We start from the raw sequence: 23,541 nt of genomic DNA, 5'->3' as shown, positions 1-23,541 counted from the left end.
GCGAAGGGCATTGGTATTAACCGTAGGTCACCACGTAGCGGGTAGGCTTATGGTTCATAGCTAGAACAAGGTTCAGCATCACTGCACCCAAGATGGAGATCATAATGACGCTCGGTGAGACAAAGAAGAACGAAGCGACTAGGATCGAGCAATCTATTGCCATTTGAGTTTTGCCAACTGAAATACCAAATTTATCTTGAATAAACAGGCAAAGCACATTGAAACCACCAAGACTTGAGCGATGTCTGAATAGAATCAGCATGCCGAGCCCCATCAGCAAGCCGCCAGCAATGGCACAATAAATATCGTTAATCTGATCCAGTGACACGACACGGTACATGTTGTCTGTGATAACAGAGACCAATGCTCCCGAAATAGCGCTACTCGCGGCAAATCGTTTACCAAAGCGTTTCCATGCTAACAGATAGAACGGGCTATTGAAGGCAAAATACAAGGTACCGAAAGAAACCGGCACAAACTGGCTTACAAGAAGCGCTAGACCTGTGGTACCGCCAGTTAATAGTTGAGCCGACTGAAGAAAGAAAATACCTTGGGCAACAATAAATGTACCAGTCAGTATTGCTATCCAATCTTCTCTACGTGAGTGTTTTTGCATCAGTTCAAAATTCTTCTTAGTAATAATCGCCGCAATAGTATTGAAAAGATGATCTTTTCGGTAGCTTGAAGGCGAAATTTGCGGTAAACCTATGTAATTCAAATTTTACACTGTGTAAATGGAATTATTGACACTTAGTGTACACATTGTCGTACTAATTCAGGCGCCCATGATGATACCTAAGGTTCACTATGAGAAAACTGCATGAGAAATTTCCAATTTTCTCTTTATGACCTAGATCAAATTATGTATGATGCAAGTCATCAAATGTGGTGACGAAAACGTTTGCTTTTGGTCATTGTGTGGTTTTTTTGAAACTTTCAGAACAATCTGAGTCAGGAGATACAGATGCTTAAGCGTGATATGAACATCGCTGATTACGATGCGGAGCTATTTGCAGCTATTCAAGAAGAAACCCTTCGTCAAGAAGAGCACATCGAGCTTATCGCTTCGGAAAACTACACCAGCCCTCGCGTAATGGAAGCGCAAGGCTCTCAGCTAACAAACAAATATGCTGAAGGTTATCCGGGCAAGCGCTACTACGGTGGTTGTGAATACGTCGATAAAGCGGAAGCACTAGCGATTGACCGTGCGTGTGAGCTATTTGGTTGTGAGTATGCGAACGTTCAGCCTCACTCTGGCTCTCAAGCGAACAGTGCCGTGTACATGGCTCTACTTAACCCGGGCGATACAGTTTTAGGTATGAGCTTGGCACACGGTGGTCACCTTACTCACGGTTCTCCAGTTAACTTCTCTGGTAAGCACTACAACGTAATTCCTTACGGTATCGATGAAGCTGGTCAAATCAACTATGACGAGATGGAACAGCTAGCACTTGAGCACAAGCCAAAAATGATCATTGGTGGTTTCTCTGCGTACAGCCAGATCGTAGACTGGGCTCGTATGCGTGAAATTGCGGATAAAGTCGACGCGTATCTGTTTGTTGATATGGCGCACGTTGCAGGTCTTATTGCAGCTGGTGTTTATCCAACGCCTGTTCCTCATGCACACGTTGTGACGACCACAACACACAAAACATTAGCGGGTCCTCGCGGTGGTCTAATCCTGTCTAATGCAGGCGAAGACATGTACAAGAAGCTAAACTCAGCTGTTTTCCCTGGTGGTCAAGGTGGTCCTTTGATGCATGTTATCGCTGGTAAAGCAGTAGCATTCAAAGAAGCAATGGAGCCTGAGTTTGAAGAGTACCAAGCTCGCGTAGTTAAGAACGCAAAAGCGATGGTTGCCCAGTTCCAAGAGCGCGGCTACAAGATTGTGTCTAACGGAACTGAGAACCACCTGTTCCTTGTTGACCTAATCGACAAAGATATTACAGGTAAAGAAGCGGATGCAGCCCTAGGTGCAGCGAACATTACTGTAAACAAAAACTCAGTACCTAATGACCCACGCAGCCCATTCGTAACGTCTGGTATCCGTGTTGGTTCTCCAGCGATTACCCGCCGTGGTTTTACTGAAGCAGATGCGACTGAGCTTGCTAACTGGATGTGTGATGTTTTAGACAACATCAATGATGAATCAGTGATTGAAGCGACAAAAGCTAAAGTACTAGAGATCTGTAAGCGTCTACCTGTTTACGCTTAATAGATTTATCGAAGAAATAATAAAAGCGAGCTATGTGCTCGCTTTTTTGATCTTGTATTCGTTTGAAAAGTAAACGCTGGCTACTTGTTGATATTCAGTAAAGTTCCAGATTTACACTTGAACGAGTAGTACTTGCGACTTTCACTAAATTGTCCCAAGCCTTCACCATTACAGTAATCAATATTAATGTCACGCATGATATCCAGCGTTTTCTCGCTGTTCAGTGCGAATTTAGCGCCGTCTTTACAAACGATACGAACTCGACCGTCGTCGCTCACCGAGTATAGATTTACCTCGGTATTACACAGTTCAAATGACGCCTCTAAGTAGTTGTCTTGTTGAGTATTCTGAGCACAACCACCAATAACAGTAGCGGCTAAAATAGGCAGACCAACTTTAAATAACTTCATGCTACATCCTTGATTGAATAATATTTTTCTTTAAGCCTACCTAAATATAGCGAAAATGCGAGTATGAGAATGTCATCTTGGCGATTTTTCTTAAAAAAAACACGGATGGCTCTAAGAGCGAATCCGTGTTTAATAAGAAACCACAAATGGAATTACTTAATTTCTACGCCTTGAGCCTGTAGGTCCGCATGATAAGAAGAACGAACAAATGGGCCACATGCCGCGTGAGTAAAGCCAAGTTCCAGCGCAATATCTTTTAGCTCATCAAACTCAGAAGGCGGAACGTAGCGTTCTACAGGTAAGTGGTGACGGCTTGGCGCAAGGTACTGGCCTAACGTTAGCATGGTAACGCCGTGCTCACGAAGGTCTTTCAATACCTCCACGATTTCTTCTTTCGTTTCACCCAAGCCCATCATTAAGCCCGACTTTGTTGGTACGTCAGGGTGCATCTCTTTAAACTTCTTAAGCAGTTGTAGCGACCACTTGTAGTTTGCACCTGGACGAGCTTTACGATATAGGCGAGGAGCGGTCTCTAGGTTGTGGTTGAAGACATCTGGTGGGTTGTCTTTCATTGCCTCAAGCGCAACATCCATACGGCCACGGAAATCTGGAACTAAGGTTTCAATACGGATTTCCGGGTTAAGTGCTCGGATTTCGCGGTTACAGTCAGCAAAGTGTGTCGCACCACCATCACGAAGATCATCGCGGTCAACAGAAGTCACTACAACATACTTCAGCTTCATGTCTTTGATTGTTTGCGCCAGCTTTTTAGGTTCACCGGCTTCTGGAGCGTTGGGGCGACCATGGGCAACATCGCAGAATGGGCAACGACGAGTACAGATTGCGCCAAGAATCATGAATGTTGCTGTACCGTGGTTGAAGCATTCAGCTAAGTTAGGACAGGATGCTTCTTCACAAACAGAGTGTAGGTTATTTTTACGCATTGCAGATTTGATATCTTGAATACGTTGGCTGTCTGCAGGGAGTTTGATCTTCATCCACTCTGGTTTACGAAGGATCTCTTTCTGCTCGGTAGGCATGTTCTTAACTGGAATCAATGCCATTTTGTCAGCGTCACGGTACTTAACGCCTTTTTCCATTTGGATAGGTTTGCTCATCGTCTTATGCTTCTTCGCTGAATTCTACTTGCTCGTAATCAAGTATTGTTATGAGTGCTTTGATTAATTGGTCTTCTACGACGGACACTTGCTGTGGACCGCCCAACTGGCTGACCTGAACCATTTCCATTCCAGCATAGCCGCAAGGATTAATTCTTAAAAAGGGAGTGAGATCCATATTGACGTTCAACGCCAGTCCATGGAAAGAGCATCCTTTTCTGATGCGTAAGCCCAATGAACATACTTTTTTATTGTCAACATAGACGCCAGGTGCGTCGGGTCTCGCAGCCGATTCGATATTGTATTCTTTTAGCGTTTGAATAACGAGGTCTTCGATATGAGTAACCAGTTCACGAACGCCCAGTTTTTTACGACGGAGATTGATTAAGAAATAGGCCACTAGCTGGCCTGGACCATGATAGGTGACTTGGCCACCACGGTCACTTTGTACAACGGGAATATCACCAGTGTTAAGTAGATGCTCGGCTTTGCCTGCTTGACCTTGCGTAAACACAGGGTTGTGTTCAACTAACCAAACTTCGTCGCGCGTTTGTTCTGTGCGATTATCAGTAAACTCATGCATCGCTTTCCAGACAGGCTCATAGTCCTTTCTACCAAGCTTTTTTACAACTAGTTGATTTTCCACCAATCACTCCGCTGCCACTTAATAAAGTATTCGCATTATAAACATGTTGGTGGTTTTGAACTACCAATAAATAACGAATTCTTAACGACTGAATCACTATTAAGTGCTAGGTTTTTGAAATATAAAAAGAAAGCAGCCTGAGCTGCTTTCAAAAAAAATTTAAAGTTTAAAATTTTTATAGAACCATGCGAACAATATCGATTTCACCAAGTTCTTTATACAAGGTCTCTACTTGCTCGATAGACGTTGCAGTGATGTTGATCGATACTGCATGGTAGTTGCCTTTTGCACTTGGTTTGATAGTTGGGCTGTAATCCCCTGGCGCGTGGCGCTGGATTACTTCCACTACCTTTTCAGGAAGTTCTGGCTTAGCGTAACCCATCACTTTGAATGTAAAAGAGCAAGGGAACTCTAGTAGGTCTTTGAGTTTTGCATCAGAGTTGATGGTCAACATATTAGGGACTCCAAAAATACCAATTCGTTATAACGATGCGAATAGTAATGCCTTATGTGGATGATCTCAAGCCAACAAAAAGTAAAGCCGCATTGTGCGGCTTTACGGAAACTTGATTACTTTTAATTCTAGAGTTCGATTATTAGAACAAGCTCTTGAAAAGTAATACGATGTAATCCCATAGACGACTGAATAGGCTACCTTCTTGAACATCTTCAAGTGCAAGTAGTGGGTATTCAGCAACATCTTCGCCGTCTAGTTGATAGTATAGCTTACCAACGACATCGCCTTTAGATATTGGTGCTTCAAGCTGTTTTTCAAGTACGAAACTAGCTTTTAGGTTTTTCGCTTGGCCGCGTGGGAGTGTGACGAAGGTATCTTGGTCAACACCTAGTGCTACAGCGTCTTTGTCACCCATCCAGACTTTTTCTTCTACGAAGGTTTCGTCGGCTTTATGTGGATTCACTGTTTCGAAGAAACGGAAGCCATAGCTCAACAGCTTTTTACTTTCAGATTTACGTGCATTGGCGCTCTTAGTGCCCATAACTACGGCAACTAAACGCATCTTACCTTCAGTTGCTGAGCTTACTAAGTTATAACCAGCTTGGCTTGTGTGGCCAGTTTTAATGCCATCAACGTTCATGCTCTTATCCCACAATAAGCCATTACGGTTATATTGGGTAATGCCGTTGTAGGTGAATTTTTTCTCTGAGTAAATACGGTACTCATCTGGAACGTCGCGGATCAGTGCACGACCAAGTAGCGCTAAATCGTAAGGCGTAGAATATAGGTTCGGGTTATCCAAGCCGTGAACGTTGGCGAAGTGTGAATTGTTCATACCGATAGACTTAGCCCACGCATTCATTAGATCGACAAACGCGTCTTCTGAACCTGCGATATGCTCAGCCATTGCTACACATGCATCATTACCTGATTGAATAATGATGCCTTTGTTAAGCTCTTCAACGGTTACCTTTGTGCCAACTTCGATAAACATCTTCGATGAATCAGGGAAGTTCTTTGCCCAAGCGTTTTTACTGATGGTAACTTCATCTTCTGGAGTGATGTTGCCACGCTTCAGTTCTTGGCCGATAACGTAGCTGGTCATCATTTTTGTCAGGCTAGCCGGGTGAAGTTGAGTGTTCATCTCTTTTTCAGCTAGGACTTTGCCTGAGTTGTAGTCCATCAAAACGAAGCCTTTCGCTGCGATTTGAGGTGCATCCGGCATAACAACAGGCGCCGCAGAAGCAGAAGTTGCTGCTAAAGTTGCGGTAAGAGCAATGGAAGTTAGAAGTTTCATAGAAGGTTTATTCTTATTCATTTGAATACAATTTTTGTTTGTTGTCCGTATATTAACAGAACGGTCTGGGCAAACTAGATAGCTTACACTAAGTAACAACCGTTATTTATGTCAATGATGTTTACATTTTTTTGACGAAAGCTGAGGAGTAGCCAATCTTTTTCACTTGTTCGAGAACATCTTGAGTCTGCTTGTAGTCTTTGAAAGGACCAAGCATTAGACGGTAGTTGCTATTTACAGGTGCTAGAAATGTGTCCACTGATAGCTTTTGACCGAGTTCTTTCGATAAAGTTTCGACGCGATCCTTATGTGGAGATGCGGCAACTTGAATGGTGTACTCTGGGTGTTTGTCTACTTTATGTTGGCTGGTGGAGCGTTCGACAATGATTACTTCAATCTCGACATTGGCGGTACCTGTCTTAATGACATCGAGTTTCTTTGCCGCCGCATAGCTCAAGTCAATGATTCGCCCTTCGTGAAAAGGACCTCGATCATTGACGCGAACGATGGTTTCTTTGCCATTGTCTAAATTGGTGACCTTAACATAGCTTGGTAAAGGCAAGGTTTTATGGGCAGCCGACATAGAATACATGTCATACACTTCACCATTCGACGTCAGATGACCATGAAATTTTTTCCCATACCACGAAGCCTGTCCGCGCTCTTTAAATCCGGTTGGGTCTTTAATCACCTTGTAGCTGTTTCCTCGCAAGGTGTAGTTCTTGTTACCGCCTAAGCTATAAGGTTCATATTTAGGTTGAGCACCTTCAATATGGTCAACAGAAATAGGACTTGAAGGTGCTACATCATCGCTTAACTCATAGCGACTGTCTGACGACGAACAACCGGCAAGAGCGACCAATCCCACAGTAAAGCAAAGCAATGTTTGGTAGTGACGGTGGCGGATAGAAAATCGATTCATTACGTTGCCTTTGAAAATGCCTTTCTGTGCGTATGGATAGACATTAAAATGCCGAAACCAGCCATTAACGTCACCATGGAGGTGCCGCCATAACTGACAAGAGGTAGAGGTACGCCTACTACAGGTAATATACCGCTTACCATACCAATATTTACGAAAACGTAAACAAAAAAGCTAAGTACAATGCTGCCTGCCATCATTCTACCGAATGCGGTTTGTGCTGAACTGGCTAAATATAAGCCACGGCCAATAATAAACAGATAGAGGGCAAGCAATAATAAAATGCCTATCATGCCCCATTCTTCGGCGATAACTGCAAAAATAAAGTCAGTATGTCGTTCTGGAATAAATTCAAGCTGTGATTGAGTGCCTTGCATCCAGCCTTTGCCTGTAATCCCACCGGAACCAATGGCTGTCTTACTTTGGATAATATGATAACCTGCACCGAGTGGATCTGATTCTGGGTCGAACAAGGTTCTGACACGGACTTTTTGGTACTCACGCATCAAAAAGAACCATAACACAGGGATAAAGGCTCCAAGTGCTACAACCGCACTAATAATGATTTTCCAACTGATACCGGCAAGAAAGATTACGAAAATACCAGAAGCGGCAATTAGTATGGATGTACCTAAGTCGGGTTGTTTCGCAATCAGAATGGTTGGTACAAATACCATTACTAAAGACATCACTAAAGTTTGGAAAGTGATGGGAAGTGAACGCTTACCTATGTATCGTGCGACCATTAAAGGCACGGCAAGTTTCAGAAGTTCTGAAGGTTGAAAGCGAACAAAACCTAAATTGAGCCACCTCTGCGCTCCCTTAGATGCTTCACCAAAAAACAATACTCCGAGCAGCAATAGTACCCCAACAAAGAACATGATTGGAGCGAGTGACTCGTAGGTTCTCGGGGAGAATTGTGCGAGCACAATCATAACAACGAGGGCGAGAACCATACGCATGGCTTGTCTGTCCATCATGGCCAAACTCTGCCCACTTGCACTGTACATAACGACTAGGCCAAAGGCCATTAAAGCCAGAATACCTAATAGCAGTGGCAAATCGATATGGAAGCGTTCGAATAGAACTCTATTTTGTCCTGTTGATGGATCAAATCTCATTCTTCTTCACTCTTTTCGTCTCGAAGGGCCAAATCAAACAGCTGACGTGCTACAGGTGCGCCATTAGAAGAACCACCGCCGGCGTTTTCTAGTACAACAGTCACAACTACCTTTGGATCTTTGAAAGGTGCAAACCCCGTGAATAGTGCGTGGTCTTTTAGGTGCTCTTCCAGTTCCTCGGCGTTGTACTCCTGGTCTTGAGCCAAGCTAAACACCTGTGCTGTACCGGACTTACCACCCGACTGATAAGGCATGTTCTTAAAGGCGCGGCGAGCAGTACCTTTGACGCCATGGTTAACCAATCGCATTCCTTCGAGTGCGATGTCCCAGTAGCTCTCTTTCACTCCGGTAATCGGCGGGCGAGAGTCAACTTCAGCCATTGTTTGGTGTTCAAATCTATCACCATTATCGATAGTGGCACGTAATAGGTGTGGAGATAAAACTTCTCCATGATTAACCAGTACGGAGGTAGCTTTGGCTATTTGCATTGGCGTTGCAGTCCAATAACCTTGTCCAATGCCTACAGGAATCGTATCACCTTGATACCATGGCGTGCGATGACGAGCCATTTTCCATTCTCGTGTCGGCATATTCGCTTTACTTTCTTCATAGATATCAATGCCGGTATAGTCACCAAAACCAAACATCATCATCCACTTAGATAGTCTATCAATGCCCATATCATAGGCGATTTGATAGAAGAAAGTATCCACGGATTCTTCAATGGCTTTAAGGATATTGACTTTACCGTGTCCCCAACGTAACCAATCACGGAAGGGACGCGTTTTCGAGTTTGGAATTCGCCAATACCCAGGGTCATTACGCGTGGTTTGAGGCGTAATGACGCCTTCTTGGAGTGCCCCAACCGCAATAAAAGGTTTTACCGTTGATGCTGGTGGATAAATACCAAGCGTTGCACGGTTCACCAGTGGACGGTTTTTATCTTCCAAAAGGGCTTTATAAGCTTTACTTGAAATACCATTTACAAAGGCGTTAGGGTCATAACTAGGACTAGACACCATTGCGAGTACGCCATTGTCATTTGGATCTAGGACAATCGCAGAGCCGCGTCTTCCTGCTAACAGTTTATGAACTTTAAGTTGTAGTTTGATATCGAGGTTCAGCACGATATCTTTGCCCGGAATTGGCGGAACAAACTTTAAGGTACGCAGTACTCGACCACGACTGTTTACTTCAACTTCTTGATAACCTGCGGTGCCGTGTAGAATTTCTTCGTAGTAACGTTCGATGCCTAACTTACCAATGTCACGAGTGGCTTGGTAATTCGCGTCTCTTTCTTCTCTGACGAGACGACGCATATCACGATCGTTTATTCGTGATACGTAGCCAATAACATGCGTCAGTACATCGCCAAATGGGTAATAACGCTTCAGGTTTGCCGCTATTTCTACGCCAGGGAACTTATGTTGATTAACGGAGAAAACAGCAACTTGCTCTTCGGTTAATTGAGTAAGAAGAGGGATAGATTTGAATCGGCGAGTACGTTTTCGGTCTCGTTCAAATGCTTCAATACGTTCTTCGGGGATATCTAAAAACTTACGCAGCCCAGCAATAGTTTCATCCATGTTCTTCACCTTTTCAGGGGTGATTTCTAGGTTGAAGACTGGACGGTTCTCTGCCAGTAGGATGCCATTTCTGTCATAGATAAGGCCGCGATTTGGCGCGATTGGTACGACTTTAATGCGGTTATCATTAGAGCGAGTCTTGTAGTCTTGATACTGATTAACCTGAATATTATAAAGGTTTGCAACAAGTACTAGCATCATGGCAATGATAAATACGAATGCAACGACAGCACGGCTTTTGAACAGCCGCGCTTCTGCCTGATGGTCCCGTATCTGGCTACGTTTACGTCTCATAACTTGTTGGCTTACTCTCTATGGTAAGGATGGTTTGCAGTAATTGACCAAGCGCGATAGAGGCTTTCCGCCATGACAATTCTCACCAGAGGGTGGGGTAGCGTTAGCGCTGAAAGTGACCAGCTTTGATCGGCAGCGGCTTTACAAGCTGGTGCTAGACCTTCTGGGCCACCAATCAAAATAGAGACGTCGCGCCCATCTAGCTTCCAGCTCTCGAGTTGCTCAGCCAGTTGAGGGGTATCCCATTTCTTACCTGGAATATCTAATGTCACAATACGGTTCCCTTTAGGAACCGCTGCTAACATCGCTTCGCCCTCTTTTTGTAAGATACGTGCAATATCAGCATTTTTGCCTCGCTTCCCCGCGACAATTTCCACCAGTTCAAGTGGCATATCATGAGGGAAGCGACGCTTGTATTCTTGAAAGCCTTCTTCGACCCACTTCGGCATTTTAGTACCGACTGCGATGAGTTGGAGTTTCAATGTATTAGCTCCAAAGCTTTTCTAATTGGTAAAGATCACGATGTTGTTCCTGCATGACATGCAGCATGGTTGATCCCATATCGAGAACTACCCATTCACCTTCTTGTTCACCGTCAACGCCGAGAGGTTCCATACCCGCTTTCTTCACTTCAGAAGCAACATGATCGGCAATTGAAATTACATGTCTTTTTGACGTACCCGTACAGACAATCATAAAATCAGTCACGCTAGACTTCCCTTCAACATCAATCGTTACGATGTCTTGTGCTTTCATATCGTCGGCTTTGTCGGCTAGAAATAGTTTCAATTCTTCGCGTTGCAAAAGTTTTTCCTCGTTGTTCTTAATTAAGTTGAGCCTCAGGCTCAATTGACCCGCAATTATACCACGAAATTATGGATGTAAAGACAGGCTGCTGTCAGTAGCACTCAGGTTGAGCGTTAGCTGGTGTAGAAAGGGCCACGGGCTCAACTCGTATTGGGTCTTTACTTGGACCTCGATTGAAGCGAGTAGTTGCATGGCTTGTTTAAGTCGTATTGCGGTAAGGCGCTGCAGAGCAGCGCTGTAGAGTGGTTTTTTATTTTGCCACACTCTGAAGCTATCAAAGACTTGGTTAAGCGAAGATTGAGTCAACATCTGTTGCATTTTGATGAGCTGTTGTAGCTCTTTTTGAATCGAACGCAACAAAATAACGGCTTCTACTCCTTCTGCTTCAAGTTGTAAGAGAATTCGATTCGCTCGCTTTGGTTTACCTTCTAAGATCGCGTCTATCCAGTGGAACACTGTAAAATGGTTATGACGGCTTAGGGACTCTTGAACACGGAGCAGGTTGAGTTGGCCATCAGGATAGAGCAATGACAGCTTCTCTAAGCTTTGAGAAAGAGCAAACAGGTTTCCCTCATGCCACTGACATAGGAGCTGTATCGCTTCACCGTCAGGCTTAAGCCCTGAGGCATTGCATCGCCTCATTACCCATTGAGGGAGGTGTTTGACATCAGGGGCGGCGCAGCTCACCAAGCAGCCATTTAGAGCCTTGAACCATTTTGCTGATTCTTGAGCTCGCGTCAGCTTGGTTCCAGTGATGATAACAATAATGTCTTCATGTAGGTGTGACGATATTTCTAACAGCTGTTTGGCGATAGCTGCGTTAATACCAGACTCAGGGATAGATAGTTCTATAATTTGCTTAGATGAAAACAGGCTAAGTGCTTGTGTGCAATCATAGACATCATTCCAATCCAGTGAACTGTCCACGGAGAAACGGTGATGTTCTTCAAATCCTAATTGTCGAGCATGACGAATGATCGAGTCTCGACTTTCTTGGACAAATAGCGGTTCATTACCAAAAATAAGATAGCAGCCATACCACTGACGGTTCAGTGTTTCTGCAAGGCGGTCAGCAAATACTCTCACGCTAATTGGCCGTTATGATTGGGTGTTTTGGCTAGTTGATGCTGGCTCAGTAGTATTCAACATTTCTAACTCATGCTCCTCGATTTCAGCTTTGAGTCGTGCCATTTGACGCATCATTTGCTGAGCTGAGAACTCGCGCATTTCATCTTCAAGCAGCTTACGTTCGGCAGACTTTGCTAGTGCCGATAGCGGGTTATCCAAGTAGCTGCGTGTCATTGTTGCAGTAAAATCTTTGCTACCGACATCGGGAATTGAAACTCGATAATTAACATCATAGACAATTTCTTTTTCGGCCGCGCGAGTGTTTTGATAGAGGGATAATGTCCTGTCGGTGATTTGCTCACTGATTATGTGTAAGTTTGGAATGTCTTTACGAGGTTCAACCAATTCAATTTGACTGAGGCGTAACTGCTCTTTTACTAATCGAGTGATCTTACTGTATTGGTCAAAACTGGTGACAGACATTTCTTTTATATCTTCAGGGACAGTGTATTCGCCTCTGAGTTGGAAACCACATGCGCTGAGCAGAGTAGTGAGTAGGATTACGAAACTAATTTGTGAAAATTTGGTTTTAAATAGGCGCATAGTGCTCGCAGACTCTGTTAAAAAGGCTTATGTAAGTTTCATTAGGCAGTGAACTTAAATAAGACTTTTATGTGTGGCTGATAAAAGAGCCGCGAAGAATTCTTCGCGACTCTTGGTATCATAAAGACAACTAAATTAATTAGCTACAATATTCAGTAGTTTACCCGGTACGTAAATCACTTTACGGATGGTTTTTCCATCAGTGAATTTCGTCACGTTCTCGTCGTTAAGACCAAGTTCTTCTACTTGTTCTTTAGTTGCATCCGCAGCAACTGTCAGCTTAGCGCGTAGCTTGCCGTTAACTTGAACAACGATAAGTTTTTCATCTTCAACGAGGGCTTTTTCATCAAACGTTGGCCATACCGCATTGTCGATGTCTGCATTACCCAGTGCCGTCCACATCTCGAAACAGATATGCGGAGTGATAGGGTAAAGCATGGCAACGACCGCTTGTAGAGCTTCATCAAGAATCGCACGGTCTTGTGCTGTGTCTTGAGGTGCCTTAGCAAGTTTGTTCATTAGCTCCATAATGGCGGCAATCGCTGTATTGAATGTTTGGCGACGGTCAACATCATCGGTTACTTTTGCAATGGTCTTATGAACATCACGGCGCAGTGCTTTTTGGTCTGAAGATAGAGCCGAAACGTCAACGCTTTCCGCTGTACCTTTTTCTGTATGTTCTTTTACCAACTTCCAAACACGTTTAAGGAAGCGGTTTGCACCTTCCACACCAGACTCTTGCCACTCTAATGTCATATCCGCAGGTGAGGCGAACATCATGAATAGACGTACAGTATCAGCACCGTATTTGTCTACCATTTCTTGCGGGTCAATACCGTTATTCTTCGACTTAGACATTTTGATCATGCCTGAGTGCTCTACGTCACGACCTTGGTTGTCTGTTGCAGAGGAAATGCGACCTTTACCGTCTCGCTCAACTTTTACGTCTGTAGGAGCGATCCACTCTTTAGTGCCTTTTTCGTTAGTGTGGTAGAAAGCATCAGCAAGCACCATACCTTGACATAGGAGTTTCTTAAATGGTTCGTCGGAAGTCACATAGCCCGCATCACGAAGCAACTTATGGAAGAAGCGAGAGTACAGTAAGTGCATACATGCGTGCTCGATACCACCGATATATTGGTCTACAGGTAGCCAATAGTTCGCTTTTTCTGGATCTAAAATATCATCAGCTTGCGGAGAGCAGTAACGTGCATAATACCAAGAAGACTCCATGAAGGTATCGAAGGTGTCTGTTTCACGTAGTGCTGGCTCACCGTTGAAGGTCGTTTTTGCCCACTCTTTATCAGCTTTGATTGGGCTAGTTACGCCATCCATAACAACATCTTCCGGAAGGATTACAGGAAGTTGCTCTGCTGGAACCGGGTGAACTTCACCATCTTCAGTCGTTACCATTGGAATTGGAGCACCCCAATAGCGTTGACGAGAAACACCCCAGTCACGTAGACGGAAGTTTACGGTCTTGTGACCTTTGCCTTCTGCTTCTAACTTAGCAGAGATAGCATCGAACGCGGCCTGGAACTCAAGTCCATCGAACTCGCCAGAGTTAAATAGTATGCCTTTCTCAGTGTAAGCTGCTTCTGAAATATCAAGCTCGCTGCCGTCAACCGGTTTGATTACAGGAAGAATATCTAGGTTGTATTTAGTAGCAAACTCAAAGTCACGTTGGTCATGACCAGGAACTGCCATAACTGCACCTGTTCCGTAATCCATCAAGACGAAGTTAGCAACGAATACTGGCACTTCACGACCATTCAATGGATGAATAGCAGTAAGGCCGGTTGCCATACCTTTTTTCTCCATTGTTGCTAGTTCAGCTTCTGCAACCTTGTTGTTCTTACACTCATCGATAAATGCAGCTAACTCAGGGTTGTTTTCAGCCGCAACAGCAGCAAGAGGGTGGCCTGCAGCGATACCTACGTATGTAACACCCATAAGAGTATCTGGACGCGTGGTATATACTTCAAGGTCTTGATGACCTTGTACTTCAAACTTCAGTTCAACACCTTCAGAGCGACCAATCCAGTTGCGCTGCATGGTTTTAACCATTTCAGGCCAACCTTCTAGGTTGTCTAAATCATCAAGAAGCTCTTGGGCGTATTCTGTGATTTTAATAAACCACTGTGGGATTTCTTTTTGTTCAACTGGAGTATCACAACGCCAGCAACAGCCATCTTCAACCTGTTCGTTTGCTAGAACAGTTAAGTCATTTGGGCACCAGTTAACAGAAGAGGTTTTTTTGTATACTAAGCCTTTTTCGTAAAGCTTAGTGAAGAACTCTTGCTCCCAACGGTAGTACTCTGGTGTACACGTAGCAAACTCACGGTTCCAGTCGTAGCCAAAACCAAGCAACTTAAGTTGGTTTTTCATGTACTCAATATTTTCATAAGTCCATGGTGCTGGCGCTGTGTTGTTTTTTACTGCTGCGTTTTCAGCAGGTAGGCCAAACGCGTCCCAACCAATTGGTTGCATTACGTTTTTACCTTGTAGGCGTTGGAAACGAGATACCACATCACCGATGGTGTAGTTACGCACGTGACCCATGTGCAGTCGTCCACTTGGATAAGGGAACATAGACAGACAGTAGAATTTTTCTTTATTTGGGTCTTCACTTACAACAAAGGTCTTATTGTTGTCCCAGTGCTGTTGAACGTTACGTTCAATATCTTGCGGGTTATATTGTTCTTGCATCGATGATTTCCGGTTATCTTGGAATTTGTGAGTTCTGTTACCACAGAAACTATTAGATCGTCATAGAATACCTAAAGGAAGCCCGGTCAACAATAGTCAATATACCCTTCGTGGGAGAAGAGGTGATGCACGTTAATGGTAATCACATAGTGTTCTGCTACTTTGGTGAAAATAGGGGGATGTATGCCTAAGCGTAAAGCCAGTTATGAAGAAATGATTGAAGATGTGGTTGACAACCTAAAACACAGTCCTGAAGAGTTACAGCACGTGCTTGAAAAATCAGGACAAGTGGTTGAGGCCGCCAACGATATGACTAAGGACGAAATGGCGTTAATTTCTGCGTATGTGAAGTCTGATCTAAAGGAATTTGCCGAAAACTACGAAGAGAGTAAAAGCGGGCCCTTCTATCTCATGATTGCTAATTCAATTTGGCAAGGTCTGCTGGATATCACAGATAGAACAAAAGTCGAGTGGGTCGAGCTGTTCCAAGATCTTGAGCATCAGGGCGTTTATTCCTCAGGAGAAATGATAGGATTAGGTATTTTGGTGTGTGAACAGTGTGGGCATAAGACAGAATACAATCACCCAACTACCATTTCTGATTGTCCAAAATGTGGTCATAGTACATTTAGTCGACAACCACTAAAACCATAGAAGCTAGCGGTGCTAGAGACTGTATGGCTTAGGCTTGCCTACAGTCTCTTTAGATACTTCTAGATAGTGAGAAACAGCTACTTATATTGCTGTTTGAATTCTTGCACCCACATAGCTGTTGCGCCACATACTGATACTGGAACGATAAACAGGTTAAGTATTGGGATTGTTGTAAATAACGAGACAAGCATACCGAAGCTGTAGGCTTTTCCCTGTTTTTGCTTCATAGACATTCGCATGTCGTTAAATGGTACCTTGTGGTTATCAAATGGATAATCACAGTATTGAATTGCTAACATCCAAGCGGTAAAAATGAACCATAGAAAAGGTCCTATCGTTTGACCAAGCGCAGGGATAAGTAGCAGTAAGAATAAGCCGATAGCTTTAGGCAAGGTATACAATAGCTTTCGCCATTCCCGAGCCATAATTCTTGGAACGTCTTTGACAACGCTCATGATCCCGTCTTCCGAAACTTTTTGACCGGTTAGCATTTCTTCCACTTTCTCTGCTAAAAGGCCATTGAATGGAGCGGCGATAAAGTTAGCCAATGTGCTAAAGAAGTAAGAAAAGGTCGCCAATATAGTGATGGCGAGTAGCGGCCAAAGCACATAACTCAACCAAGAGAGAAATTCAGGCAAATAGCCTAGCCAGCCTTCAATCCACGCGTTGAGGTTGGAGAAAAGGTAGTACATTGCTGAACCAACTAACAAAATATTGGCAAGTAATGGTAGCAGTACATAACGACGGATACCCGGTGTAAAGGCGATTTGAAAACCTTGATGAAAGTAACCGAATCCGGTTTTGGCTTTGTTCAAAATATGCTTCCTTTTACCTTTTGCTACTGTTGTTTCTTAGCGACTATATCAAAAAAGACTTAAGGAAATCACAAACTTCTTATACTAAGGTGTTCTAATAGTCTATAGAGTTTTGGTAAAGTAGAGTGAGCTGAGGTGTATTCACCTCATTAAGGACTATTTTTTAACGTTGAGAGCAAACAATGCAGGAATTGCGATTCGTACTCATTATTGTCGGTGCCCTAGCTATCGCGGCGCTGCTGTTCCATGGCCTATGGTCTAGCAAAAAAGAAGGACAGAAGAAGTTCGGTGATAGGCCGTTAGGAAAGTTGGATGACAACGCTGAGCAAGAAGACGAATACGTTGCGCCAGAAGACGATTTCGAAATTGTAAGAAAAACGCGTAATGAACCTGACTTTGGTTTGAACCAACAACAGACTAATTATGATCCATTAGATGATGTCGCCAGCCATTCTGAACAGAGTTTCGAGCATGACGAACCGGTCCACTCTGAATCTGTAGAAGAGCAATCAGAAAAGGCTCCGGTCTCTGCGCTGTCCGAAGAGATAGTTGAAGAAGAGCTACCATCATTTTCGGCTAAAACCGATGTCGAACCTGAAGAATTTGAAAAGCTTGAACCTCAGCTAGACCTGAACAAATTCGATGATGCTGATGAGGAATTAACAGCAAAACCTCAGCCTCTTGAGGCACCAACCCTAACGTCGGCAAAGGAAACAAGTGCACCTATACAGGCTGAAAGTGAACCTGAAGAGCCTGAAATGCAGGTGATTGTGATGAACGTGCATTGTGCTGGTTCTGAAGATTTTGTAGGTACTCAGCTGTTTGATAGCATGCGCCAGAATGGTCTTATTTACGGTGAAATGGATATCTTCCACCGTCATGCCGATTTATCAGGCACAGGAAAAGTATTATTTAGTGTGGCAAATATGATGCAGCCAGGTACGCTTCAACATAATGATCCAGCCACTTTTACTACCAAGGGTATCTCGTTCTTTATGACTCTACCTTGTTTTGGCGAAGCCGAGCAGAACTTCAAGTTGATGCTAAGAACAGCGCAGCAAATAGCTGATGATCTTGGAGGCAACGTTCTTGACGACAAGCGTAACTTAATGACACCGACAAGACTTGATGCCTACCGTAAACAAATTCAAGACTTTAACGCAGCGAAAGTAAGCGCGTAATTGTTCCACTTATGCTAGAGAAAAGGCTCCTCGGGAGCCTTTTTTATCCGTACTACCAAGGTATACCATGTCGCAACAACGATTAATTGAACTGAAAGAGCAACTTCACTATCATGGCGTGAAGTACTATGTAGAAGACAGCCCAGAGATTCCGGATGTCGAGTACGACAGACTAATGCAAGAATTGCTCGCTATTGAAGCTGAGCATCCTGACTGGGTAACGGTAGATTCGCCAAGTCAACGAGTCGGAGGGTTACCACTTGACAGTTTTACCCAAGTGAAACATGAAATACCGATGTTGTCTTTGGATAATGCTTTCTCAGATGAAGATTTAGATAGTTTTAATAAGCGCATTTGTGATCGAGTAAATAGAACCGATATTGGCGCTTATTGTTGCGAAGTAAAACTCGATGGATTAGCAGTGAGTTTGCTTTATGAAAATGGTGTACTTGTTCAAGCTGCAACTCGTGGTGATGGTACTACGGGGGAGAACATCACAGAGAATGTTCGTACTATTAGTGCAATTCCACTGAAGCTGCAAGGCGACGACATTCCAGCGCGCATTGAAGTACGCGGTGAAGTATTTATGCCTAAAGCTGGGTTTGCAAAACTTAATGAGCTTGCCGAAAGAAAAGGCGAGAAAGTGTTTGTAAACCCAAGAAATGCGGCAGCAGGTAGCTTACGTCAATTAGACTCACGCATCACCGCAACTCGTCCTCTAAGCTTCTATGCCTATAGTCTGGGCATTGTTGAAGGTACCGAGTTACCAGCAAGTCATTATGATCGCTTTCTAAAACTCAAATCTTTAGGCTTTCCAATGGGGCCTGAAACCAAACGCGTTAACAATATCGAAGAAGTTAAAGCCTACCACAAAGCGATCCAAGATAAGCGTGATGAGCTTGAATATGAAATAGATGGCGTCGTGATTAAAGTTGACGACATTGCCCTACAAGAGCAGTTAGGTTTTGTGGCTCGAGCCCCTCGCTGGGCGATCGCCTATAAATTCCCCGCTCAAGAAGAAATTACGGTACTGAACTCTGTCGAGTTCCAGGTTGGACGTACCGGAGCCATTACCCCTGTTGCAAAGCTAGAGCCAGTGTTTGTTGGTGGCGTGACGGTGAGCAATGCTACCTTGCATAATGCCGATGAAATTGAGCGTCTCGGTGTGAAAGTTGGTGATAGTGTTATTATTCGCCGCGCAGGGGATGTTATTCCTCAAATTGTTTCTTATGTACCAGAGCGCCGACCTGCGGATGCAAAAGAAATCGTTTTTCCTTCTGAATGTCCGGTTTGTGCATCTCTGATTGAACGCATTGAAGGAGAAGCGGTAGCCCGTTGTACAGGTGGCTTAGTTTGCCAAGCACAGCGTAAAGAAGCACTAAAACACTTTGTTTCTCGTAAGGCTTTAGACGTTGATGGTCTTGGGGAGAAAGTAATAGAGCAGCTTGTAGACAAAGAAATGGTCGAGACACCAGCAGATTTGTTCAAGTTATCCGCGGGGCAACTCACTATTTTAGAGCGCATGGGACCTAAGTCCGCACAGAATGTCGTCAATGCTCTAAATGTGTCAAAAGAAACCACACTAGCGAGATTCCTGTACTCACTGGGGATTCGTGAAGTTGGTGAAGCCACCGCTGCGAATCTATCAACGCATTTTGAAACTTTAGAAAATGTGATGAACGCGACTCATGATCAGTTGATTGAAGTGTCTGATGTCGGTGAGATTGTTGCTAAGCATATTCGGTTCTTCTTCGCTGCTGAATCTAATCAAAAAGTAATTGAGGCATTGATTGCAGCAGGTATTCATTGGGCGGCAGTGGAAGCACCAGCGGAAGATACACCTCAACCACTTGCGGGCAAGACGGTGGTTTTAACCGGGTCGTTATCACAGCTAAACCGCAATGATGCCAAGGCAGCACTTCAGGCGCTAGGGGCAAAAGTAACGGGAAGTGTTTCTAAGAAAACCGATATTTTATTTGCTGGAGAGAATGCAGGTTCTAAATTGGCTAAAGCACAAGAGCTCAATATTGAGATTAGAACTGAGGACGACCTAATAGAATTAATCGTCTGACTTAAGAAATAGAAAAAAGAGCTCCTAATATGGAGCTCTTTTTTTTTGCGAGTGAGTTCAAATAATGTGAGTCCTACTACGTCATAAATAAAAAACAATCGTATAAATAGCGTTTTTTTATTTAATTAAATTAAATAAAAAATCCATGCGAGCCATATCACGAACGGCAATGTTATTAATGATTTAACTTGTTGAAATTAAAGGGTGTAAAGCATTTCATTGTAGCGATGATTGAAAAATAAGATCTTCATCAATAACCAAGGCAAAAGTTTGTTGTGCGTCCTATTTTTTTTAGCTTAATTGATTTTGAAGTTGATAATTTTCTCTGCGAAGTTAGTCTTGTGAATATGGATACACAAGGTGTAGACAGGAAAATTAACCAGTCTATTTTGGTTAAATAAATAAGGAAATATTTCACCCTTCGGCGGCCAACTTAAGAGTGAAATATAAAAAACAGCTATATCCATTTTTAGGAGTTATTCCATGGAAAAAATGTTTAAACGCACTCTTATCGGTGCAGCAGTGGCGTCTTTAACAATGGCGGGTGCAGTACAAGCGAAACCGGCAACAGATACAGTTGATCTTTATGGTCAAGTCGCATTGTCTGTATGGCAATATGGTGAAGATAAAATTGGTGGCGGTGATGCTCCACTGAAACTAGAAAATGAATCTCGCTTTGGTTTACGCGGTTCACATGAACTAGCACGTGGTCCTAAGTTTATTTGGCAATTGGAAGGCGGTAACGTTGGTGATGACGGCGCTGCTAGTGGTCTAGGTGTTCGTGATACCTACGGTGGTTTTGAGTTCGAAGAAGCTGGTCGTGTACGTATTGGTCGTATGTTGACACCACTCTATGAAATCATCGACTGGCCATACTCAGGTCAACGTGCTGGTGCTATTTTTGACTGGGGTGGCGATGTACTAGGTGGTGCACGTTATGATCGTCAATCTAATATGGTTCGTTATGACTCAGCTAACTTAGGAGGCTTTACATTTAACCTAGCAGCAGGTCGTGGCGATGAAAGCAGTGCGGATTCTAACTTTTACGGCCTAGGTGCTCATTATACTGTAGGTGTTTTAACATTACACGGTGGTTATGAGTATGGTAAAGATAGAAAGTTTGACACGCTAAATACTGCATATTCAAACTTCCTTAAGCAAAACCCAGGAGCTCCTTTAGTTGGCGACAAAGATGATGTGACAGGGCGTTCTGATACTAATGCAGCATTACTTGGCTTCGAGCTTAACTTTGACACATTTGCATTTAACGGTGCATTTAAAATGGAAGAAGCTAAGTACAAAGAGCTAACATGGAACGATGGAAGCAACGACGTCGATTTACTTCAATTCGGTGACAAAATTTCACAAAATAGTTACTCCTTAGGCGCTGTATATAGTGGTGTAGAAAACTGGCAATTCAAGGTCAACTACGCGGCCAACTTAGATCCTGAAGTTAATGGTGATTCATTATCCGGCCTAGCTGATTATATCGTTTCAGCTCAGGCACTATATTTCTTGGATGACTCAGCGATTACTTATGTACGTCCTTATATGATTTCTAAAGATGAATCTTCTGCAGAGTTCGGCTGGGGTCTAGGCGTAGAGTACTACTTCTAAAATACAATCTGATACTGCCTTATACCTTCGGCTCCTAGTAATAGGGGCCGTTTTTTATTGTTGTAATTCACAGTAAGATTGAAAATTAACTGTTTTAACAAAAACACAGAAGATGGAATTAAATAACGTTGAGTTAAGGAAAGAAGAGCTAGCGATAAAGTAAAAATGTGCCCACGAGTGCGGGCACAGTAGGTTGAATTATTCTTCGAGGTTGCTGATTGCCCAAGTAAGAAACTTCTTTCTTTCTTCGTATGAGGCACTTTTGAAAGAGCGTTTTAAAGATTGGTACACATCATCATCAAGTTGGATGTCTACCGTTTTTGTGTTTGATTGTGAATAGTGTGACAAGCTAGCGACGGCGTTGGTTTGGTTGTAGTCTTTTACTTCTTGTGCCATATCTGCAGTTAGACTAAACGTTAAACCTAGCTGATCTTTCTTCACGCCAACGAGGGCCTTTGAATCGCTAACAAGTTCAAAGGTTGGTTTACTATTGAACTCCATACCTTGTTGCAGTGTCTTAATGTTAGGCACGGATATCGAGATATCCTTGTCCTTTGCATCAAACGTTGCGACCAAAGGTTGAGATTTAAATTTGGTTTTGTCCGAGCCGGTTTCCATTACTATTTTAGAAATCCTGAAAACCAGTTGGTTTACACCGTTATCCAGAACGATGTTGTCTTTACTATCGAAACCAAAGTTTGAGTAGCCAGCATCTTTACCATTAACGGTGAGCAGTTGGATGCCTGAGGGCACGTCAATGGTCACTGACGAGTAGGCTAGTGATGGTGCCAAAATTAGACTCGCAAGTAGTGTTTTTGTTAATCTCATTACCACTCCTTAGTACTTTGCCAATATGGCAATTCTCTTGTAGGGTCTGTTTCATCTTAGTTTTTTTACATCGCGAATAATAGCGTTGTTATGAAAGCAGAAAGCGTCTGTACAGAAAATTGCGAGTCACTTATCATTTGAATAATTGTGTAGGTTTGCTTAAGTGGAGTTCGATATGAACATCAGTGAAGTTGCTAAAAAGACCGGTCTAACAACGAAATCAATTCGGCTGTATGAAGAAAAGAAAATTATCTCGTCACCGTTGAGAAGCGATAATGGCTATCGTATCTATTCTGCAAAGCACGTTGATGAATTAAGTGTCGTTGCTAAGGCCAAACGAGTCGGTTTCACGCTCGATGAGTGTCGCGATATGGTGTCGCTAGCCTTCAAAACGGACAGGACGAGTGCTGAAGTTAAACGTCGAACCAGCGAAAAACTTGTGGAAGTTAAACGTAAAATTTCAGAGTTGCAAGCTATCGAACAGCAACTGGAAGTCTGGCTTTCTCAGTGCCCGGGAGACACTAATTCGGCATGTCCAATCGTCGATGATTTGATGCAAGGCTGCAATACAAAAGTCCAAACCTAATATTTGTACTATGCAGCCAGGGGGCCGCTATATCAAAAGCGCTTTTGGCCACCCAAACGTTCGCAACGCTCAATAGGAGTATAGGTTTGAGAGCCATCACTTAGTTGGCAGTCGACATACGGACCTAACGCTGAACTGTTTGAGGCATGGGTGATTGGAGCAAGCGTCAGCATGATGCCGAAGATTAGTGCTGAGAAAATTTTCATAATGATCCCTTTCAATTATTTAAAATTTGGAGGCATCTCACACTTCGAGATAATCCTAAGTATGAACAAGAGAGAATAAAGATCAAAAAAAAGAGTAAGAATTAAAAAATTTTTAATTCCAAAAAAGTGGAACTTATTAATTACATTAAATTAATAAGCGTATGATTTGGAAAGCAAAAATAATCTATAGCTTTGTCATGTATTATGGAGAAATACCACTCAACTACTTAAAATAACTTACTTAGTTTCTAGAATAATCTATGAGAATGACAGTTAACTAGTTGGTAATTAAGGGATCTAAGGGAGTCTGATTTACGGTGACGTGTTATC

At 43.3% G+C, this 23,541-nt stretch carries 23 protein-coding genes; 6 read left to right on the top strand and 17 right to left on the bottom strand.

The annotated features are described in order from the left end of the window. Positions 1 to 16: 16 nt before the first annotated feature. Positions 17 to 616 carry a YitT family protein gene (locus HW45_RS05420; RefSeq protein ID WP_006075748.1) on the bottom strand — a complete coding sequence of 200 codons (600 nt, stop codon included), beginning with the start codon at positions 614 to 616 and terminating at the stop codon, positions 17 to 19. 348 nt (positions 617 to 964) lie between these two features. On the opposite strand from HW45_RS05420, the gene glyA reads away from it, so the two are divergent. After that, a complete protein-coding gene (gene glyA, locus HW45_RS05415; protein WP_038225416.1) occupies positions 965 to 2,215 on the top strand; it encodes a serine hydroxymethyltransferase in 1,251 nt (416 codons plus the stop codon). 80 nt (positions 2,216 to 2,295) lie between these two features. On the opposite strand, the gene HW45_RS05410 is transcribed toward glyA, so the two are convergent. From HW45_RS05410 to leuS, 13 genes are all read right to left on the bottom strand, one after another. Continuing rightward, positions 2,296 to 2,625 carry a hypothetical protein gene (locus tag HW45_RS05410; RefSeq protein ID WP_038225415.1) on the bottom strand — a complete coding sequence of 110 codons (330 nt, stop codon included), beginning with the start codon at positions 2,623 to 2,625 and terminating at the stop codon, positions 2,296 to 2,298. 152 nt (positions 2,626 to 2,777) lie between these two features. Continuing rightward, entirely contained in the window at positions 2,778 to 3,743 is a 966-nt protein-coding gene (gene lipA, locus HW45_RS05405; RefSeq protein ID WP_038225414.1) for a lipoyl synthase, read from the bottom strand. A gap of 4 nt (positions 3,744 to 3,747) precedes the next feature. Next, positions 3,748 to 4,389 (bottom strand): lipoyl(octanoyl) transferase LipB, encoded by a 642-nt coding sequence (gene lipB / locus HW45_RS05400; RefSeq protein WP_031493180.1) that lies wholly within the window; start codon positions 4,387 to 4,389, stop codon positions 3,748 to 3,750. 175 nt (positions 4,390 to 4,564) lie between these two features. Continuing rightward, complete coding sequence (gene ybeD / locus HW45_RS05395; protein WP_031493181.1) at positions 4,565 to 4,843, bottom strand: DUF493 family protein YbeD; 279 nt, start codon at positions 4,841 to 4,843, stop codon at positions 4,565 to 4,567. 142 nt (positions 4,844 to 4,985) lie between these two features. After that, on the bottom strand, positions 4,986 to 6,164 hold the full coding sequence (locus HW45_RS05390) for a serine hydrolase (protein WP_031493182.1): 1,179 nt from the start codon (positions 6,162 to 6,164) through the stop codon (positions 4,986 to 4,988). A gap of 100 nt (positions 6,165 to 6,264) precedes the next feature. Then, positions 6,265 to 7,065 (bottom strand): septal ring lytic transglycosylase RlpA family protein, encoded by an 801-nt coding sequence (locus tag HW45_RS05385; RefSeq protein ID WP_038225413.1) that lies wholly within the window; start codon positions 7,063 to 7,065, stop codon positions 6,265 to 6,267. Next, complete coding sequence (rodA, locus tag HW45_RS05380; protein WP_038225412.1) at positions 7,065 to 8,186, bottom strand: rod shape-determining protein RodA; 1,122 nt, start codon at positions 8,184 to 8,186, stop codon at positions 7,065 to 7,067. The genes HW45_RS05385 and rodA overlap by 1 nt, the downstream gene beginning before the upstream one ends. Beyond that, positions 8,183 to 10,066 carry a penicillin-binding protein 2 gene (mrdA, locus tag HW45_RS05375; RefSeq protein WP_038225411.1) on the bottom strand — a complete coding sequence of 628 codons (1,884 nt, stop codon included), beginning with the start codon at positions 10,064 to 10,066 and terminating at the stop codon, positions 8,183 to 8,185. The genes rodA and mrdA overlap by 4 nt, the downstream gene beginning before the upstream one ends. An 11-nt stretch (positions 10,067 to 10,077) precedes the next feature. Then, complete coding sequence (gene rlmH / locus HW45_RS05370; RefSeq protein ID WP_006075610.1) at positions 10,078 to 10,548, bottom strand: 23S rRNA (pseudouridine(1915)-N(3))-methyltransferase RlmH; 471 nt, start codon at positions 10,546 to 10,548, stop codon at positions 10,078 to 10,080. Positions 10,549 to 10,552: 4 nt separating this feature from the next. Beyond that, complete coding sequence (rsfS, locus tag HW45_RS05365; RefSeq protein WP_006075611.1) at positions 10,553 to 10,870, bottom strand: ribosome silencing factor; 318 nt, start codon at positions 10,868 to 10,870, stop codon at positions 10,553 to 10,555. Between the two features lie 69 nt (positions 10,871 to 10,939). Then, positions 10,940 to 11,959 (bottom strand): DNA polymerase III subunit delta, encoded by a 1,020-nt coding sequence (gene holA / locus HW45_RS05360; RefSeq protein ID WP_038225410.1) that lies wholly within the window; start codon positions 11,957 to 11,959, stop codon positions 10,940 to 10,942. A 12-nt stretch (positions 11,960 to 11,971) separates the two neighbouring features. After that, complete coding sequence (locus HW45_RS05355) at positions 11,972 to 12,544, bottom strand: LPS-assembly lipoprotein LptE (RefSeq protein ID WP_038225409.1); 573 nt, start codon at positions 12,542 to 12,544, stop codon at positions 11,972 to 11,974. A gap of 135 nt (positions 12,545 to 12,679) precedes the next feature. Beyond that, complete coding sequence (leuS, locus tag HW45_RS05350) at positions 12,680 to 15,253, bottom strand: leucine--tRNA ligase (RefSeq protein ID WP_038225408.1); 2,574 nt, start codon at positions 15,251 to 15,253, stop codon at positions 12,680 to 12,682. A 183-nt stretch (positions 15,254 to 15,436) separates the two neighbouring features. On the opposite strand from leuS, the gene HW45_RS05345 reads away from it, so the two are divergent. Further along, a complete protein-coding gene (locus tag HW45_RS05345) occupies positions 15,437 to 15,907 on the top strand; it encodes a zinc ribbon-containing protein (RefSeq protein ID WP_006075222.1) in 471 nt (156 codons plus the stop codon). A gap of 77 nt (positions 15,908 to 15,984) precedes the next feature. Here HW45_RS05345 and cysZ read toward each other — a convergent pair whose 3' ends face one another. Beyond that, positions 15,985 to 16,722, bottom strand: coding sequence for a sulfate transporter CysZ (cysZ, locus tag HW45_RS05340; protein WP_038225407.1), 738 nt, complete (start codon positions 16,720 to 16,722; stop codon positions 15,985 to 15,987). 182 nt (positions 16,723 to 16,904) lie between these two features. On the opposite strand from cysZ, the gene zipA reads away from it, so the two are divergent. From zipA to HW45_RS05325, 3 genes are all read left to right on the top strand, one after another. After that, a complete protein-coding gene (gene zipA / locus HW45_RS05335; RefSeq protein WP_038225406.1) occupies positions 16,905 to 17,903 on the top strand; it encodes a cell division protein ZipA in 999 nt (332 codons plus the stop codon). Positions 17,904 to 17,970: 67 nt separating this feature from the next. Then, positions 17,971 to 19,974 (top strand): NAD-dependent DNA ligase LigA, encoded by a 2,004-nt coding sequence (ligA, locus tag HW45_RS05330; protein ID WP_038225405.1) that lies wholly within the window; start codon positions 17,971 to 17,973, stop codon positions 19,972 to 19,974. 483 nt (positions 19,975 to 20,457) lie between these two features. After that, positions 20,458 to 21,591, top strand: a complete 1,134-nt coding sequence (locus HW45_RS05325; protein WP_038225404.1) for a porin — start codon at positions 20,458 to 20,460, stop codon at positions 21,589 to 21,591. 198 nt (positions 21,592 to 21,789) lie between these two features. Here the strand turns inward: HW45_RS05325 and HW45_RS05320 are convergent, their stop codons facing one another. Further along, positions 21,790 to 22,419: a YccT family protein gene (locus HW45_RS05320; protein WP_038225403.1), complete on the bottom strand. Its 630-nt coding sequence runs from the start codon at positions 22,417 to 22,419 to the stop codon at positions 21,790 to 21,792. 175 nt (positions 22,420 to 22,594) lie between these two features. Between HW45_RS05320 and cueR the strand changes: the two genes are divergently transcribed. Then, complete coding sequence (cueR, locus tag HW45_RS05315; protein WP_038225402.1) at positions 22,595 to 23,005, top strand: Cu(I)-responsive transcriptional regulator; 411 nt, start codon at positions 22,595 to 22,597, stop codon at positions 23,003 to 23,005. 32 nt (positions 23,006 to 23,037) lie between these two features. On the opposite strand, the gene HW45_RS29530 is transcribed toward cueR, so the two are convergent. Further along, positions 23,038 to 23,211 carry a hypothetical protein gene (locus HW45_RS29530; RefSeq protein ID WP_006075229.1) on the bottom strand — a complete coding sequence of 58 codons (174 nt, stop codon included), beginning with the start codon at positions 23,209 to 23,211 and terminating at the stop codon, positions 23,038 to 23,040. Between the last annotated feature and the right edge of the window lie 330 nt (positions 23,212 to 23,541).

This window comes from Vibrio sp. ER1A, from assembly GCF_000733315.1.
Classification (GTDB): domain Bacteria; phylum Pseudomonadota; class Gammaproteobacteria; order Enterobacterales; family Vibrionaceae; genus Vibrio; species Vibrio mediterranei.
The sequence above is the reverse complement of the archived record's forward strand: the minus strand, read 5'-3'. Positions and strand labels throughout refer to the sequence as shown.